The sequence below is a fragment of the Metabacillus sediminilitoris genome (assembly GCF_009720625.1).
Lineage (GTDB): Bacteria > Bacillota > Bacilli > Bacillales > Bacillaceae > Metabacillus > Metabacillus sediminilitoris.
Genome location: NZ_CP046266.1, coordinates 4,445,655 through 4,462,400, shown reverse-complemented (window position 1 = coordinate 4,462,400; position 16,746 = coordinate 4,445,655). Strand labels below are relative to the sequence as shown.

Annotated in this window: 17 protein-coding genes; 8 read left to right on the top strand and 9 right to left on the bottom strand. The window is 35.5% G+C overall.

Going from position 1 to position 16,746, the window contains the following annotated elements; genetic code table 11:
- Positions 1–188 precede the first annotated feature (188 nt).
- From metK to GMB29_RS21450, 3 genes are all read left to right on the top strand, one after another.
- A complete protein-coding gene (gene metK, locus GMB29_RS21460; RefSeq protein WP_227551767.1) occupies positions 189–1,391 on the top strand; it encodes a methionine adenosyltransferase in 1,203 nt (400 codons plus the stop codon).
- Between the two features lie 169 nt (positions 1,392–1,560).
- The gene (locus GMB29_RS21455; RefSeq protein ID WP_136352128.1) at positions 1,561–2,355 is read left to right on the top strand and encodes a FixH family protein; all 795 of its coding nucleotides are present in this window, start codon (positions 1,561–1,563) and stop codon (positions 2,353–2,355) included.
- Positions 2,356–2,809: 454 nt separating this feature from the next.
- Positions 2,810–4,099, top strand: a complete 1,290-nt coding sequence (locus GMB29_RS21450; RefSeq protein WP_168733787.1) for a methyl-accepting chemotaxis protein — start codon at positions 2,810–2,812, stop codon at positions 4,097–4,099.
- 63 nt (positions 4,100–4,162) lie between these two features.
- On the opposite strand, the gene GMB29_RS21445 is transcribed toward GMB29_RS21450, so the two are convergent.
- The 3 genes from GMB29_RS21445 to GMB29_RS21435 all read right to left on the bottom strand — a co-directional run bounded on the left by GMB29_RS21445 (position 4,163) and on the right by GMB29_RS21435 (position 6,895).
- Positions 4,163–5,305: a glycosyltransferase family 4 protein gene (locus GMB29_RS21445; protein WP_136352126.1), complete on the bottom strand. Its 1,143-nt coding sequence runs from the start codon at positions 5,303–5,305 to the stop codon at positions 4,163–4,165.
- Positions 5,306–5,390: 85 nt separating this feature from the next.
- Positions 5,391–5,945: a phosphatase PAP2 family protein gene (locus GMB29_RS21440; RefSeq protein ID WP_136352125.1), complete on the bottom strand. Its 555-nt coding sequence runs from the start codon at positions 5,943–5,945 to the stop codon at positions 5,391–5,393.
- Between the two features lie 440 nt (positions 5,946–6,385).
- Positions 6,386–6,895, bottom strand: coding sequence for a gamma carbonic anhydrase (locus GMB29_RS21435; RefSeq protein ID WP_136352124.1), 510 nt, complete (start codon positions 6,893–6,895; stop codon positions 6,386–6,388).
- A gap of 93 nt (positions 6,896–6,988) precedes the next feature.
- Here GMB29_RS21435 and GMB29_RS21430 point away from each other — a divergent pair, with 93 nt between their 5' ends.
- Both GMB29_RS21430 and GMB29_RS21425 read left to right on the top strand, forming a co-directional pair.
- On the top strand, positions 6,989–7,798 hold the full coding sequence (locus tag GMB29_RS21430; protein ID WP_136352123.1) for an alpha/beta hydrolase: 810 nt from the start codon (positions 6,989–6,991) through the stop codon (positions 7,796–7,798).
- 92 nt (positions 7,799–7,890) lie between these two features.
- Positions 7,891–8,970, top strand: coding sequence for a tetraprenyl-beta-curcumene synthase family protein (locus GMB29_RS21425; protein ID WP_136352122.1), 1,080 nt, complete (start codon positions 7,891–7,893; stop codon positions 8,968–8,970).
- A gap of 83 nt (positions 8,971–9,053) precedes the next feature.
- Here the strand turns inward: GMB29_RS21425 and GMB29_RS21420 are convergent, their stop codons facing one another.
- From GMB29_RS21420 to GMB29_RS21405, 4 genes are all read right to left on the bottom strand, one after another.
- Positions 9,054–10,070, bottom strand: a complete 1,017-nt coding sequence (locus GMB29_RS21420; RefSeq protein ID WP_136352121.1) for a FecCD family ABC transporter permease — start codon at positions 10,068–10,070, stop codon at positions 9,054–9,056.
- Entirely contained in the window at positions 10,067–11,080 is a 1,014-nt protein-coding gene (locus GMB29_RS21415; RefSeq protein ID WP_136352120.1) for a FecCD family ABC transporter permease, read from the bottom strand. The genes GMB29_RS21420 and GMB29_RS21415 overlap by 4 nt, the downstream gene beginning before the upstream one ends.
- Before the next feature lie 68 nt (positions 11,081–11,148).
- Positions 11,149–12,072 carry an iron-hydroxamate ABC transporter substrate-binding protein gene (locus GMB29_RS21410; protein ID WP_136352119.1) on the bottom strand — a complete coding sequence of 308 codons (924 nt, stop codon included), beginning with the start codon at positions 12,070–12,072 and terminating at the stop codon, positions 11,149–11,151.
- Positions 12,023–12,868, bottom strand: a complete 846-nt coding sequence (locus tag GMB29_RS21405; protein ID WP_136352118.1) for an ABC transporter ATP-binding protein — start codon at positions 12,866–12,868, stop codon at positions 12,023–12,025. The genes GMB29_RS21410 and GMB29_RS21405 overlap by 50 nt, the downstream gene beginning before the upstream one ends.
- A gap of 323 nt (positions 12,869–13,191) precedes the next feature.
- Here GMB29_RS21405 and GMB29_RS21400 point away from each other — a divergent pair, with 323 nt between their 5' ends.
- On the top strand, positions 13,192–14,241 hold the full coding sequence (locus GMB29_RS21400; RefSeq protein ID WP_136352117.1) for an NAD(P)/FAD-dependent oxidoreductase: 1,050 nt from the start codon (positions 13,192–13,194) through the stop codon (positions 14,239–14,241).
- A gap of 140 nt (positions 14,242–14,381) precedes the next feature.
- Here GMB29_RS21400 and GMB29_RS21395 read toward each other — a convergent pair whose 3' ends face one another.
- Together GMB29_RS21395 and GMB29_RS21390 are read right to left on the bottom strand one after the other, a co-directional pair.
- Positions 14,382–14,954, bottom strand: coding sequence for a tRNA 5-(aminomethyl)-2-thiouridylate-methyltransferase MnmM (locus GMB29_RS21395; protein ID WP_136352116.1), 573 nt, complete (start codon positions 14,952–14,954; stop codon positions 14,382–14,384).
- Positions 14,951–15,916 (bottom strand): tRNA modification radical SAM protein MnmL/YtqA, encoded by a 966-nt coding sequence (locus tag GMB29_RS21390; RefSeq protein ID WP_136352115.1) that lies wholly within the window; start codon positions 15,914–15,916, stop codon positions 14,951–14,953. Before GMB29_RS21390 ends, GMB29_RS21395 begins: the two co-directional genes overlap by 4 nt.
- A 232-nt stretch (positions 15,917–16,148) precedes the next feature.
- On the opposite strand from GMB29_RS21390, the gene GMB29_RS21385 reads away from it, so the two are divergent.
- Both GMB29_RS21385 and GMB29_RS21380 read left to right on the top strand, forming a co-directional pair.
- A complete protein-coding gene (locus tag GMB29_RS21385; protein WP_136352114.1) occupies positions 16,149–16,421 on the top strand; it encodes a YtzC family protein in 273 nt (90 codons plus the stop codon).
- Positions 16,418–16,588 carry a glycogen biosynthesis protein GlgD gene (locus GMB29_RS21380; RefSeq protein WP_136352113.1) on the top strand — a complete coding sequence of 57 codons (171 nt, stop codon included), beginning with the start codon at positions 16,418–16,420 and terminating at the stop codon, positions 16,586–16,588. Before GMB29_RS21385 ends, GMB29_RS21380 begins: the two co-directional genes overlap by 4 nt.
- Positions 16,589–16,746: the final 158 nt, after the last annotated feature.

Genomic DNA, 16,746 nt, shown 5'->3' with positions numbered 1-16,746 from the left:
AGGTTTTTTTGATAACAGAAAATAATGAGTACTTCTTCATTAGAGTTTTACCAGAACAAGCATGTGGTAAAGGTACATAAAACTTCTGTTCACAAAACATGCCAACGTGATTCTTTATAAGGTAAATACCCTTTAGGGAAGAGTTCCGGATCAAAAGAATGAACATGAATATGAGGAGGAAGCTTTTAATTATGACTAAAAAACGTCTTTTTACTTCTGAGTCTGTTACAGAAGGCCATCCAGATAAGATTTGTGACCAAATTTCAGATTCAATCCTTGATGCAATTATTGCAAAAGATCCAAATGCTCGTGTAGCGTGTGAAACTTCTGTTACGACAGGATTAGTGCTAGTAGCTGGAGAAATTACAACAAGTACGTATGTTGATATTCCAAAAATTGTTCGTGAAACAATTAAGGGAATCGGCTATACTCGTGCAAAATACGGTTTTGATGCGGAAACTTGCGCAGTATTAACTTCAATCGATGAGCAGTCTGCTGATATCGCAATGGGTGTTGACCAAGCACTTGAAGCTCGTGAAGGCCAGATGTCTGATGAGGAAATTGAAGCAATTGGTGCTGGTGACCAAGGTCTAATGTTTGGATTTGCATGTAATGAAACAAAGGAATTAATGCCACTTCCAATTTCATTAGCACACAAACTTTCTCGCCGCTTAACAGAAGTTCGTAAAGAAGACATTCTTCCATACTTACGTCCTGACGGTAAAACTCAAGTAACTGTAGAATATGATGAAAATAACAAACCAGTTCGTATTGATACGATTGTTATTTCTACACAGCACCACCCAGAAATTTCAACTGAGCAAATTCAACGCAACTTAAAAGAGCATGTTATTAACCCAGTTGTTCCTGCAGAATTAATTGATGAAAATACAAAGTATTTCATTAACCCAACTGGTCGTTTCGTTATCGGTGGACCTCAAGGTGATGCAGGTTTAACAGGACGTAAAATCATCGTTGATACATATGGTGGATATGCGCGTCACGGTGGTGGAGCATTCTCTGGTAAGGATGCAACAAAAGTTGACCGTTCAGCTGCATATGCTGCGCGCTATGTTGCGAAAAATATCGTAGCCTCTGGATTAGCTGATAAATGTGAAGTCCAATTAGCTTATGCGATTGGAGTAGCACAGCCAGTATCGATTTCTGTTGATACATTTGGTACAGGTAAAGTATCTGAAGACGTATTAGTAGACGTTGTACGTAACAACTTTGACTTACGTCCAGCAGGTATTATTAAAATGCTTGATCTACGCCGTCCAATTTACAAGCAAACAGCTGCATATGGACACTTCGGCCGTAACGATCTTGATCTTCCTTGGGAAAGAACAGATAAAGCTGAAGCGTTAAGTAAAGAAGCATTAAATAAATAAAAAATGAAAAGACCTGATGCGTGAAAGCATCAGGTCTTTTTGTAGTCTACAGGTAAACTCGTCATTGTTAAAATATGTATATTTATCGAAGAAACAAAAGAACTTGTTTTATCTAGCACTTGGAAATACTATACTAGGGATGTATTGGAATTAAGGGAGGCTATGTAGATTGAACTATAAAGTATTAAGCAGTTTTATTGTTGTTTTTTCGATTATCCTGAGTGGTTGTCAAGAATTAGATAGCCACAAGGATCATACAACAACAGAAACAGAAGAAGTAAAAGCACCACATGTGGACATTCTTGCGAAGGAGCATGTTAAGAAAGGTGAAGAAGTTCAAATAGGTGCACACGTATATTATGGAGAAGAACTAGTCGATGATGCAGAAGTGCAGTTTGAGATTCAAAAAGGAGATCATTCAGAAAAAATAGATGCCAAGCTGGTTGATAAAGGTACATATGAAATTAACTATTTATTTAAAGAAGATGGAACATATCAAGTTACAGCTCACACTAATGTAAAAGAGTATCATACCATGCCAACAATAGACATTCAGGTTGGGGAAGGACAGACAGCGGCAACAGCTGAAGAGAATGATGAAGAGCAACCTTCTCATAATAGTGACCACCATGACAGTGAACAAGAAGGGGAGCACTCCCATCATAGTGTAAACATAACTGTTGAAGAATTAACTACATTTCAATTGAATAAAGTGGAAAGATTAACTACGACAATTAAAGAAGGGGATCAACCCTTCTTAGATGCGACGGTACGATTTGAAATTTGGATGGAAGGAGAAGAGCAACACAATTATATTGATGCAGCTGAATCATCAACAAAAGGAACGTATACGTCTTCTTTTAAGTTTGAAAAAGCAGGTATGTATACGATTGTCGTTCATGTTGAAAAAGGAGAGGTTCATGACCATATTGAAACTTCAGTCGAAGTTCAGAAGGGGCCATGAGCCTTTTTCTGTATGATGAAAAAATTTTGTTCTGTGGAGATCATGCAAAACATATAGCTTCAGGTGCAAAGGAATGTGAAAGTACATGTACTTGTGATTTCTATAACGTAGGTAGTTCCTTCAAGGTCTTTTAATGCTCGCTAGAGAAGGAAGCACACATTGATCGCAAATTTACCTAAAATTGATCAAGATGCCTTACATATAGTAACCGTGTATTACAATTACCTGCATCTGAGAAAGTGCAGCTTACTAAGAAGTTGCAGAAATATTGTTGCCTTAATTGAATTTGAGTTATAGAGGATCTCTTTCTAAAAGCTAATGGGAGAGACACAAATTAAAAGCATTGAACGTTTCATTATGTTAGCTGCTTTATTATTTTATTTTTAAAATACCTATAAAATTGCCGCTGCACGTCGATATAATACATAGAATGTCAACATGTGGGGGTATTACATTGAAAGAACATAAAAGGGTTTCAATTAAGTTACTTTTTATTATGATCATATTAGTATTAGTTATGACTAGCTCAATTGGATTTTTTAGTTATTACTTTGTCAAAAATGCTTTAGAACAAAGCCAAGAATTGACCTTCTTAGTATGGAATTTGATTGGCGTGATAGCAGTTATTTCAATAATATGTATGGGTGCACTTTATTTGGCTATTTCAATAAAGTTGAAATTACTAAATGAAATGATGCACAATGCCTCTGAATTGGCGGCAGGATGTTTTAATAAAGCTACATTAAAAGAAAGTAAGGATGAATTTGGAATCTTAGCAGCATCAATAAACAAGATTAGTGAAAATATATATTCATTAGTTTCTGAGTTGAAGGATGCTAGTTACTCTATTTCAACATCATCACACGAGCTAGCAGTATTAACTGAGGGAAAGAGAGTTTCAAATGAGGATGTTAAAAGCGCATTACATGAAATTTCAATTGGCTCAGCATCACAGGCTTCAGATATTGAATCAACAAGTCATAAGGTGAGTGATTTACAAGCAAATATCATGTTAATGACAGAAGAAAGTTCTGTGATTATGCAGTTAACCAAGGATTCTGCACATGCTGTTCACTCAGGAAAAGATAGTGTGAACGGGTTACAAGCATCGAATAGAGAGAACGCAAACATGTTAGAACAAATTAGTTTGGGGATTACTACTCTTTATCAAAGTGTGAATCAAATTTCTGGGATTGTGACAACGATTAACAACATTTCAAAGCAGACTAACTTATTAGCACTAAATGCTAGCATAGAGGCTGCAAGAGCTGGTGAACACGGCAAAGGCTTTGCAGTAGTAGCTGATGAGGTAAGAAAGCTTGCAGAGGAAACAAACCAGGCTACGTCACAAATTCAAACGATGATCCAAAATATTGAAAAAGAGACAGAATCAACTGTGATTGTCATGGCTCAGACGACAGAGATAACAAATGGATTAAATAAAAGTGTTCAAGCAACAGAAAATGAATTTAATCGTATATCAAGTTCTATTAATAAAATAATAGATGAGACCACAAAGTTAAATAGCGAGATTGAAAATGTTTCTGCTCATAGTAATGTTATTTTGGATTCGATTCAAAATATCTCAGCAGTGGCAGAACAAACTGCTGCATCTACTGAAGAAATTACTGCATCAATCGAAGAACAAATGAATTCAATTGGAACCATTAATGTTTCTTCTGAAAAAATAAATAAGTTAAGTGAAAAGTTAGCCTCAACATTGAAAAAATTAGAGATTAAATAATGAATGCGAAAAAGCGATCCTATGAAGGAGTGCTTTTTCGCATTTTAAGATTAAACAATTATTTTATGCATAGCGAATTTGTTTCTTTTCAATTAAAGCCTCTTCATAATCCTTAAGTAAACCCTCAAATATTTGATCCCATGATTGTGATAGAGCATATTTACGTGCATCCTCACTCATTTTTAATCGAAGAGTATCATTTCCTAATAAAGATATAATAGCGGTTTGAAATTGTTCAACATGTTTAGGTTCGCAAAGGGTTCCGGTTATTCCTTGGTTGACGATATTTTTGACTCCCCCTGAATTTGCTGCAATGACTGGAGTTCCAGTTGCCAAAGCTTCCAACACGACATTTCCAAAAGTTTCAGTTGAAGAAGGGAAGACAAATAGATCAGAACTAGCATATACTTTTGCGAGATTTTCCCCATTTAGATAACCAGCAAAAGTCATATTTTCAGGAGCACTTTTTACCATTTCCTCCTTCGAAGGGCCATCTCCAACAATTAACCAATGAATCTGGCTTCTAATTATTTCTGGTAGTTGTAAAGAAATATTTAAAAGTGTTTCGATATCTTTTTCAGGAGCTAGACGGCCAACATATGATAGGATGTACTTTTCATTTATTTGGTATTGCTCCCGTACTTCTTGAACTGAATAGTTTGGATGGAAAAGATTACAATCAACCCCTCTTCCCCATATCCGTATATTTGAAAATCCTTTACGTTTTAATTGCTCCATTGTTTCATGAGATGGAACAAATATTTGTCGTAGAGGTTTATGGAACCAGTGCATATATTTCCATAAAAATTTAGAGAAAAATTGGAGATCATAATATTTTAAATACTGATCAAAATCAGTATGATAGGATCCTACAATTGGGATGTTTAATTTTTTTGCATAATGTAACCCGCAAAGACCTATATTAAAGGGTGTTGCTACATGGATAAGATCTGGTTTAAATCTCTGCAGTTCTGCCTTCACTTGCAGCATGTTTGGCAAGGCTAACCTGCATTCAGGATATAAAAAAAATGGCAGGCTTGCGAAACGATGTATATGGCTGGTAAATCGGCTTTCATTTGTACTTATAGGTGCAAAAACCCGATATTCATATCCATTTGCGTCAAGATAATCAGTAAAACGTTTTAATGTACGTGCAACTCCATTAACATCTGGTGCAAAGGTGTCTGTGAAAATAGCTATTCTCATCGAATCCCCCCAGTAACTAATAAATGAAAGGTGCTTTAATGAGCCTCTTTTTTTAAATTGACTCACCGATTATGATCTGAATCCTTTACGTTGATGCAATAAAAACGATTTCACTTAATAGGGTGTAGCTTAAAAATCCAGTTGTTGTACCAAGTAAGCATCCAGCTAATACATCTGAAGGGTAATGTAATCCTAAATACATTCTTGATAATCCAACACTTAAAGCAAGAGGTATCAAGACAACTGCTAGCTGTGGCATAAAGATAATAAATGGAATAATAACAGAAAAAACAGCCGTTGTATGACCTGATGGAAATGAATGATCCTGTAACGGATTTGCTGCTACCTTTGTTTCTAATAAAGCAATATATGGCCGCTTACGTGGATATAATTTTTTAACAATTGCAACGGGCAGATGGCTAACAAGAAGTGATGCTGCACTTGCAATACTTGTTGCTTGAACAAGTCCTCTTGTAAAAGAGATAAGCAAAACACTTACTAAAATAGTTGCAAGTGCCCCACCCAAATGTGTAATATTACGGAAATAAAAATTAAGAAACTTATGATCGAAGTGACGATTTACACTTCGAAATAGCCTGCATTCAAAATCATACATGTTCGTAATAAGCTTTGTTTTCATTTTTCTTAAACGCTCCTTTATTACTCCTTTTATATTATTTTAGATTAGAAATATTTAGATAATAATAAGAAATTGTAAAAGTTGTGTTCACAAATTTATCATAATTTTAATGAATGCTAAATAAAAACAAATGGTGGCCTTTTCTCCTTAAAATAATTAGAAAAAGATCGTTGTTTAGGGTGTAGGTATTATTAGGTCTTAAATGGAAAAAGAATTTAATCGTTGGTAGTGTCTTTGTGAGGAGGAGAGTAGTTCAGGTGCGTTGACGATTTTTGAAGGAACCGACTAGTAGCCGATTCCATATGAGCTTATTACTAATATATGATGATAAGGCGATAAGTAGATAATGGATTTTGTACTTAATTTTCGTGTTTCGTTCCAGGTCATTTTTAAAGCATTGGACGTGCGAGTGCAGGCGCGGACAAGAAGTCACGCTTTTCTTATTGCATCGATTTATAATACTGCCCCTTCTCAACATATTCACGTCGAATTCGTTCCATGTCAGTTATATCATCTTGAGTTAATGTTCTGACTACTTTTGCAGGTCTTCCTAGCGCAAGCGAGTTTGGTGGGATTTTTTTTCCGGGTGGAACTAAACTACCGGCACCAATAAAAGCACCTTCACCAATTTCTGCTCCATCTAATATAATAGAACCCATACCAATTAATGCTTTTTTACGAATAATTGCACTGTGTAGGACCACACTATGTCCAACAGTTACTTCATCTTCTAAAATTAGAGGGTTATTAGGACTTTGATGTAAACAGCAAAGATCTTGAATATTGACTTTGTTTCCAATGATTGTTGGAGCAACATCTCCGCGAATAACCGTTTGATACCAAATACTAGATTCTTCGCCAATTACGACATCACCTGTAATCGTTACATAATCAGCAATAAATGCTGAATTAGCTATCTTGGGAGTCTTATCTTTATATGGATAAATCATCATTAGTCATCCCTTTCTATGGAAAGATTATGTATTTTATCCTCATTATATCAAAAAATATCCAATAGATGAGTTGAAAGGAGAGCAGCCATCATGTGGAAATGGAAAACTGAGGTTGAACAGCCAAAAGGTGTCATTGTCATTGTTCATGGAGCTTGCGAACACCATGGCCGCTATAAATGGCTTGTTGAAATGTGGAAATTATCTGGCTATCATGTTTTGATGGGTGATTTACCTGGACAAGGCACAACAACAAGAAGACGAGGTCATATCCAGTCTTTTGATGAATATATTATTGAAGTAAATGAATGGTTGAAAGAAGCTAAAAAATTTGGCTTGCCTTTGTTTTTAATCGGTCATAGCATGGGGGGACTTGTTGTTATTCGCGCATTGCAAGAGAAACATCATGAAGTAAAAGCTGTTATATTATCCTCACCATGTTTAGGAATCTTATATAAACCAAATAAAGCCCTGGAACTTGCATCAAGAGGTCTAAATGTGATTGCCCCATCTTTTAAAGTAGATTCAAAATTAAATGTTGAAATTGCAACGAGAAATAAAGCAGTACAAGATTTAGATGAAAATGATTCATTATATGTTACAAAGGTTTCGGTAAGATGGTATCGTGAATTAATAAAAGCGATGGAAGAGGCTCAAAAACAAGTGAATAAATTTCAAGATGTGCCTTTGCTGCTAATGCAAGGCGGGGAAGACAAGATTGTTGATAAATCATTAGTGAAACAATGGTTTAATAAAGTTGATATCTTAGAAAAAACATACAAAGAATGGAAAGGACTCTATCATGAGATTTTTAGTGAGCCAGAACGTGATGAAGTCTTTGAAACTGCTAAGCGATTTTTTGAAGCACATTGTCCCAAACAAAGAGATTTACAATCATTTTGAAGGGGAATAGGAATAATCAACGTTAGCTGACAAACTAAAAGATAAAGCTACACTCAGTGCAATCTTAAAATCTTTAAAGAGGTGACTCTCGCTTGACGATTCCACAGCATCCATTAAGATTAATGAGAAAAGTGTATAAAGAAGTTTTTCCAATCGTTCATTCATATATAAAGTTTTGGAGAGAACAAGCTGAAAAAATTCCTAATGATGAACTTAGAACACAAGCAATTAGTAGTATCGATAAAAAAGAATTTCATTGTGAAGGGGGAGCAATCTTATCGATTATTTCCGGATCAAAGAAGCAAAAATGCATTGAATTTATTGTTGCTTATCAAACGATCAGTGATTACCTTGATAATTTATGTGATCGAAGTACATCTCTAGATCCGGTTGATTTTCGTATGCTCCATCAAGCGATGTTAGATGCGCTTACCTGTACAGCACCATGTAAAAACTATTATCAATTTCGGGAAGATCAAGATGATGGTGGTTATTTACATAAACTAGTTAAAACATGTCAAGGTATATTAGCTGATATAGAACATTATCCAATCATTTCAAAGTATTTACTTGAGCTTTCTACTTATTATTGTGATTTGCAAGTGCATAAACATGTAGAAAAGGAAGATCGGGTACCAAGGCTTGAGGATTGGTTTGAACGTCATAAAACAAATTTGCCTGAGATGGAATGGTATGAGTTTTCTGCTTGTACAGGATCAACACTTGGAATCTTTTGTTTAGTCGCATATGCCTTTCAAGAAAAGTTTGAAGAAAAGTTGGCTATTCAAATCAGGAATAGTTATTTTCCATATGTACAAGGACTCCATATTTTACTGGATTATTTAATCGATCAGGAAGAGGACAAGCTTGAAGGAGATTTGAATTTTTGTAGCTATTATTCATCTGAATCATTGATGATGAAAAGACTTGAGCATTTTGTAGAAAGAGCTGATCACCATTTATCTGGGATTCCTCATGAGAATTTCCATAAGCTAATCAATCGGGGATTATTAGGAGTTTATTTATCAGATGATAAAGTAGCCTCACATAAAGAGCTTAATAAAGTTGCAAAAAGACTCATTAAATTAGGCGGAATGACCTCCTTTTTCTTTTATTTTAATGGGAGAGCATACCGTACATTTCAAAAGATGTCATGGATGAAAAGTTCATAGTATATGAAAAGCCGATTGTCCAAATGAAATGGAAATCGGCTCCTTTAGTCGTCATTATGATATCTTTGAAATGTGGCCAATCGTTATCGGCCAGATTTTTTTAATAATAAATACATAAAATATGGAGCACCAATTAAAGCAACCATAATTCCTGCAGGTATACCATCTGGATTAACTATATTTCGTCCGATTGTATCGGCAAATAATAAGAGCCAACCGCCTATTAGAATGGAGACAGGTAGAAATAACTGATTTCTAGGTCCAACTAAAGCTTTTGCCATATGCGGTGCCATTAATCCAATAAATGTAATTCCTCCTGTGACAGACACAGCAGAAGCCGCAAGCGCAACAGCTGTTAATAGTAAGACAATTCGTTCTTTTTCAATTGAAACTCCTACGCCTATAGCTACAGGCTCACTTAGTCCAAGTAGGTTTAATTTATTTGCTTTGTAGAGAGTGAATGGAATAAATAACACGAGCCAAGGTAGAATGGCCAAAATAAACGGCCAATCAGTACCCCATACATTTCCATTCAACCATTTAGCAATAAAGTCGACTTTTTCACGTTCTGCAGATGACATTATGAAAATCATAGCACCTGAAAGGGCCATTGAAAACCCAATTCCAACTAATACTAATGTTACGGGTTGAAGGCCTACTTTTCGGTTGTAAGAGAGGACATAAATGATGACGGCAGTTAATAAGGCACCAATAAAAGCAACAATTGGAAGCATATAAACAAATGAACCTGCTTCGATAGGGAAAAATAAAAAGAACACAGAAATGGCAACTCCAGCTCCAGAGTTAATCCCAATAATACCTGGGTCTGCTAAATCATTACGGGTTATTCCTTGTAAGATAGCACCAGATAATGCAAGAGCCATACCTGCTAGAAGTGTAATAATGATTCTTGGCAACCGAATTGAAAATAAAACAAATTCTTCTTTAAATGTACCTTCTCCTAATAGAGTTGGAAGTAACCGGTCATAAGATAAAGAAGTATATCCTACTCCTGTCCCAATGATGATCGTTATCATAATTAGAACGAATAAGATAAATAAAATGATCCTTTGCTTTTTTAATAATGCTGAATGAATCATACGAATGTTTTTCCTCCCTTCCTTACAATGAATAGAAAGAAAGGTAAGCCTATTATTGAAATAATCGCTGCAACAGGTGTTTCATATGGAGAATGGATGGTACGACCTAGTGTGTCGGCCAAAAGCATAAAAGCAGCTCCTAAAATGGCTGACATCGGTATAATAAAGCGATAATCTGTCCCAACGATTGAGCGAACAATGTGAGGCACCATTAATCCAATAAAGGCCATATTACCGACAAGTGCAACTGAAGCTCCAGCAAGGAAGATAATGACAATAAATAGAATAACTTTTATCTGTGTTGTTTTTTGTCCTAATCCAACAGCAACTTCTTCATTTAAACTAAGAATCGTCAGCTGTCTTGAAAAAAACATTGCAATCAATATCCCTATCAATATCAATGGGACAATTACTTTAAGCTGACCCCATGAAGTTCCTATCATTCCTCCTGCAGTCCACATTGAAACATCTTTAGAAATTTTAAAGTAAATGCCAATCCCTTCTGCGATCGCATAGAGAAATGTAGAAACAGCTGCACCAGCTAAAACAATTCGAAGTGGTGAAAATCCTCCTTTTTGCATTGCACCAATCCCAAAAACCATAATTGCTCCAACAGCTGCACCAATAAAACATGCTATCATAATACTAAAGTAATTCGCTGAAGGAAAAAATGCTACCGTAAGTGCCAATGCTGCATTTGCACCAGCAGTTAATCCGAGTAAACCTGGATCTGCAAGCGGATTTCTCGTCATTCCTTGCATAATTGCACCAGAAACAGCTAATGCAGCTCCTACAAAAATAGCAGCAATTTCACGTGGCAAACGAATTTCACGGATAATCGAAATTTTTTCATTTGACGTATTATTCGACGTAAGTGACAGCCAAACGTCCTTAACGGTTAGCTCAGCCGCGCCAAAAACCATTGCCACAACAAACATACATATAAAAATGATGATTCCCATAATCAATTTATATACAAATGGGATAGATGGTTGAGTGTCATTCGTCATAGGTATCTCATCTTTCTTTCATAGAATAGGGAAGAGGAATTCCTAAGATAAGAATTCCTCCTGATTTATTAATTACCTAGAAATGATTTCTTAATAAATTCAAGTTGCTTTTCCAATGTAATCGGATCGCTGAAGGAAGCACCATTTCCTTCCATTTCAAACACTCGATTATTTTTAACCGCTGGGATGTTTTTGTAAGTTTCAGTTTCTTGGAAAGAAGTATCAGCGTCTGAGTATTTGCTTAAAATCACATAGTCTCCAGCATATTCAGGAAGGACTTCAGCAGATAACGTATAATAGCCGGATTCTAATGCCACTTCCTTTACTTTTTCAGGCATCTTGAGTTTCATTCCTTGGTACAATATTTCTGTACCACGAGCCCAGTTTTCACCATATACATACAGCTGTTTATCATAGCTTTCGATTACAGATACTGTTGCATCTTCACCGATTTTTGCCTTAATTTCATCTCCAGCAGCTTCTACACGTTTCTTGAAGTCATCAACCCATTTTTGTGCTTCCGCTTCTTTGTTTAAAAGCTTTCCAATTTCTACATGTTGAGATAAATAATCTAATTTACCCCATGTATATGTAACAGTTGGAGCGATTTCATTTAATTTATCAATGTTTTTAATATTCGATAATCCAATAATAAGATCTGGTTCTAATTCAATTATTTTTTCTAAGCTTTCATCTGATACTTCTTCAACATTTTCTAATTCTTCTTTAAACGTTGGATTATTTTTAGACCATTGATCTACACCAACGACATTTACGCCTAGATCTATAACATTACCAGTGAAGCCAGAAAGTAATAGTACACGTTGTGGATCAGCAGGAACTTCAATTGGACCAGTTTCAGATTGATATGTAATTGTTTCTGTTTTTTTTTCTTCTGGTGCCGAGCTGCTTTTTTTATCTGTCGGCTCGTTACCACAAGCACTAATAATTAACAGCAAAAGTAGAGTAAATGGAATCAGTAGTTTTTTCATGTTTATTTTCCCCTTTTATTAAATTGTACGTTATACACATTGGTTTATTTGTTCTAGGGTCTTTTCCAATTTCAGCATCAATTTGAAAGACTTGTCTAAGAACATCATGGGTTATCACTTCTTCACAATTTCCAGCCTTCACGATTTCTCCATCTTTTAAGGCGATGATATAATCAGCAAACCGAGCAGCTTGGTTAAGATCATGTAAGACCATGACAATTGTACTTTGTTGTTCTACATTTAATTTTTGTAAAAGCTCTAACACTTCAAGTTGATGTGCCATATCCAAATAGGTAGTAGGCTCATCAAGGAAAATCATTTCCGTTTCTTGAGCGAGTGCCATTGCAATCCAAACACGTTGGCGTTGACCTCCAGAGAGTGCATCAACAGGTCGATATTTAAAATCGATTGTTCCAGTCACTTCAAGTGCCCAGTCAATGACTTCATAATCACGTTTTGTTAAGCGTCCGAATCCTTTTTGATAAGGGAAGCGCCCATAGGAAACAAGCTCACCGACAGTTAAACCGCTTGCACTTTCAGGTGTTTGAGGAAGAATAGCCATTTTTGTTGCAAGTATTTTTGTGTTTTCTTTTACAATATTTTCACCATCTAAAATAACCTCACCGGTGTGATGTGGAATAATCCTTGTTATTGCTTTCAATAAAGTAGATTTTCCACAACCATTTGAACCGATAATTGTTGTTATTTTTTTATCTGGAATTTGAATATTTAAATTTTTCACAATTAATCGCTCTCCATAGCCGATGTTTAAGTCATCTGTATATAGGCGAACCATAATTGACCTCCTTTAGTGAGAGTTAACGATTTAATTGAAAATGATTATCGATTTCAATGTATGGGATTAATATAATGCGGACTGAAATGATTGTCAATAGTTTTATCATTTTAAGGTGTATAAGAAAGATTAAATCTGATTCCATTGTTACTATTAGTAATCCTTCAAGAGCAAAATTTAATTACCTAACACAATGCTGTTTAGTAAGAAGGAGTGGTGGTTTTTAGGACATTCATTTTTGTTCTTGTAATAGGATTAAAAAAAGTGTATATTTTAATGAGAATGATAATCAATTACATTTGAATGCGAAGGTGTGAACTTGGATGGATCAGTGTGAATTATTTGATGTGACAGTGATAGGTGGAGGCCCTGCAGGACTATATTCAGCCTTTTATAGCGGGCTAAGAGAAATGAAAACAAAGCTTATTGAATATCAACCTCAATTAGGCGGGAAAATCCATGTCTATCCTGAGAAGATGATTTGGGATGTTGGCGGTCTTACTCCTATTCCTGGTGAAAAATTAATACAACAGCTGGTCGAACAAGGTTTAACATTTAACCCGGAAGTAGTCTTAAACGAAAAAGTAGAGTCCATTTCACGCAATGATGAAGGTGTTTTTATATTAAAAGCAGAGTCCGGGCAGAAGCATTATTCGAAGACGGTTATTGTTGCAGTAGGAGGAGGGATCTTAAATCCCCAAAAACTTAAGATTGAAGGCGCAGAAAGATTTGAGGTCACAAACCTAAATTATACAGTGAAATCTTTAAAGCGTTTTAAGGATAAAACGGTGATTATTTCTGGCGGAGGTAATTCTGCTATTGATTGGGCAAATGAGTTAGAGCCGATTGCCAAAAAAGTATATTTAACATATAGAAAAGATTCTTTAGCAGGCCATGAAGCACAGGCAAAGCAACTAATGAATAGCTCTGTTGTTTGCTACTTTCAAACAACGATTACAAAATTAATTGCTGATACGAATCATGAAGTAATAGAACGTGTTGAACTGACAAATCAAGAAACGGGAGAGGTTACATATTTGCCTATCGATGAAGTAATTATTAATCACGGATATGAGCGTGATACAACATTGCTCCATAATAGTGAATTAAAAATTGACATTGCAGATCAGTATTTTATTGCTGGAAATGCTATGAGCGAATCTTCGATTGATGGACTATATGCAGCTGGAGATATATTAAAGCACGACGGAAAATTACATTTAATAGCAGGAGCTTTTCAGGATGCAGCTAACGCTGTAAACAAAGCCAAAAAATATATTGATCCTGATGCCAATCAAAGTGCAATGGTTTCTTCACATAATGAGATATTTAAAAAGCGCAATCGGGATTTAGTCAAACAACTTGTGAAGTAAACAGCTAGATCGTCCCTATTTCCTACCAGTGATACCTTGCTCATCATATTGGTATAAAAAGAAGTAAAGGATGATAAAAAGCTATTACTAAAAATTGTAATAGCTTATTTATATTTAATTTAGTTATATTTAGACCATGCTTAACATTTTTCAATTGCCACAATATAAGGCGGATTGTTTTGCTTATTAATAAATTGATATTGCAGGACATGTGCTAGACGCGGGTCAATCTTATTGACAAAGGTCATTAGTTCGTCTCGTTCAACTTGTCCTTCCTCATGTCCATGATAAATAACAATAACAATTATTCCTTCAGGTTTCATAATTTCGATTAGCTGTTCAATCGCTAATATTGTTGTTTCTGGCATTGTGACAATTGATTGATCACCACCAGGTAAATAACCGAGATTAAAAATTGCTCCGGTTATTGTTCCATGTAGCTCAGCTGGAATTGTCGTTTTAATATGCTGATGACCTTTATGAACGATTGTTACACGTTTTTCTAATTTCTCGACTTTTAGACGATCTCTCGTATTATTGACAGCCTCTTCTTGGATATCAAACCCAAAAACATGGCCGCTGCTTCCAACGAGTTTTGCTAAAAAAACAGTGTCATGTCCATTACCTATCGTTCCATCTACAACAATATCGCCCTCTTGAACGGCTGTGTGAAGTAGTTGTTTAGCGTAAGGTAAAATTCTTTGTAGCTTCATGACTTGCCAACCTCTGCTTTTTGATGAAATTTTCCTTGATAGCTATTACGTCTTTTTAGTTCAGCATCAATTGAATTTAAGACATTCCACTTATTGACGCTCCACATTGGACCGATCATTAAATCAATTGGACCATCGCCTGTAATTCGATGAACGATCATTTCCGGAGGAATCAGTTCCAATTGATCACAAACAAGGTTTACATATTCTTCTAAAGAAAGAAATTCAAGCTTTCCTTTTTCATATTGCTTAACAAGAGGTGTCCCTTTTAATAAATGTAAAAGATGAATTTTTATCCCTTGAACATCTAAATGAGCAACAGCCTTTGCTGTTTCCATCATCATGTCGACATTTTCTAACGGTAACCCGTTAATAATATGAGAGCACACTCGAATTCCATGCTTACGCAGCTTATTTACACCCTGCACATAACAATCAAAATCATGTGCACGATTGATTAACAGAGCTGTTCGTTCATGTACAGTTTGCAAACCAAGCTCAACCCATAAATAAGTTCGCTTATTTAGCTCAGCTAAATATTCGACAACATCATCAGGTAAGCAATCTGGACGAGTAGCAATAGATAATCCGACAACTCCATCTATCCTTAAAACCGTTTCAAATTTCTCTCTTAATACTTCAACAGGTGCATGAGTATTAGTATATGCTTGAAAGTAAGCTATATATTTTCCGTCTTTCCATTTGTTATGCATTTTATTTTTTATTTCATTGAATTGTGTAACAAGATCGTTGGCCCTATTCCCTGCAAAATCACCTGAGCCTGCGGCACTGCAAAAAGTACAGCCGCCATGTGCAACAGTACCGTCACGGTTTGGACAGTCAAATCCGCCATCAAGTGCAACTTTAAATATTTTGTTTCCAAATGTATTTCGTAAATGATAATTCCATGTATGATAACGTTTGTCGTCAGATGCATACGGAAATGGATTTGTTTGAGTCAAATCACATACCTCCTAATATCCCATTCTTTGCAATAAGGAAATGTCTCCCTCTTCATTAAGGGACGGTCCCTCAAAACTAACTTCAATCAGAAAATTTTATCATGATTATCATGATAAGGACAGTTTTCCTTTCGACTTTCCAATTATTATTAGTTAAGTTTTCGACGATGTTTGTAAACAATAATCTTGATGAAGCATCACTGACTTCATATCGTTTGGAGGAGAGATCTAGATGGCAACAAGAAAATCAGTTGACGAATATTTGCAGCGATGTACCGAAGCCTTAGAATATGCACAAGAACAATATGAAATTGGGGCTAGACAAGAGCACTATAATGAAACTGAGTATACAAACGCACTTCAAAAGCTTGAGAATGCAGTAAATGATATTAATCACCTTTCATTAAGTGCAAATGATCAACAACAAGATCAACTGTATAGAATGCGACTACAATTACAAAGCCTACAAAATAACATGATCTTAAAAGGGAGTGGTGAGCGATGAAAAAGCGTTCAAAGCAAAATAATCCCGAGCAAAAAACGAAAAATGGAATAAATAACAATGATATAGAGCTTGGTCAAGATTTCGATCCTGTTACTGAAACGAAAGCTAAAAACGCAAAAAAAGGGCAGAAGCTTAAATCAAAACAGAGAGTTGAAACGAAACAATAGGTTAGGTTTTGCTCTATTAACGTCGTATTATTACGGCGTTTTTTCTATTATGCAACAAAGAATGTTATTGAAAAATAAAGGCTCTTTTCATAAAGATTGTTTTTTTAGAAACGAAAACTATTTAAGGTTGATTGGAGCAAATTGCGAGACTCCTGCGG

Excerpts from the sequence above, each read along its gene's own strand:
- GMB29_RS21445 (WP_136352126.1), bottom strand. The coding sequence starts at position 5,305 with ATGAGAATAGCTATTTTCACAGACACCTTTGCACCAGATGTTAATGGA.
- GMB29_RS21440 (WP_136352125.1), bottom strand. The coding sequence starts at position 5,945 with ATGAAAACAAAGCTTATTACGAACATGTATGATTTTGAATGCAGGCTA.
- GMB29_RS21435 (WP_136352124.1), bottom strand. The coding sequence starts at position 6,895 with ATGATTTATCCATATAAAGATAAGACTCCCAAGATAGCTAATTCAGCA.
- GMB29_RS21430 (WP_136352123.1), top strand. The coding sequence starts at position 6,989 with ATGTGGAAATGGAAAACTGAGGTTGAACAGCCAAAAGGTGTCATTGTC.
- GMB29_RS21420 (WP_136352121.1), bottom strand. The coding sequence starts at position 10,070 with ATGATTCATTCAGCATTATTAAAAAAGCAAAGGATCATTTTATTTATC.
- GMB29_RS21415 (WP_136352120.1), bottom strand. The coding sequence starts at position 11,080 with ATGACGAATGACACTCAACCATCTATCCCATTTGTATATAAATTGATT.
- GMB29_RS21410 (WP_136352119.1), bottom strand. The coding sequence starts at position 12,072 with ATGAAAAAACTACTGATTCCATTTACTCTACTTTTGCTGTTAATTATT.
- GMB29_RS21405 (WP_136352118.1), bottom strand. The coding sequence starts at position 12,868 with ATGGTTCGCCTATATACAGATGACTTAAACATCGGCTATGGAGAGCGA.
- GMB29_RS21400 (WP_136352117.1), top strand. The coding sequence starts at position 13,192 with ATGGATCAGTGTGAATTATTTGATGTGACAGTGATAGGTGGAGGCCCT.
- GMB29_RS21395 (WP_136352116.1), bottom strand. The coding sequence starts at position 14,954 with ATGAAGCTACAAAGAATTTTACCTTACGCTAAACAACTACTTCACACA.
- GMB29_RS21385 (WP_136352114.1), top strand. The coding sequence starts at position 16,149 with ATGGCAACAAGAAAATCAGTTGACGAATATTTGCAGCGATGTACCGAA.
- GMB29_RS21380 (WP_136352113.1), top strand. The coding sequence starts at position 16,418 with ATGAAAAAGCGTTCAAAGCAAAATAATCCCGAGCAAAAAACGAAAAAT.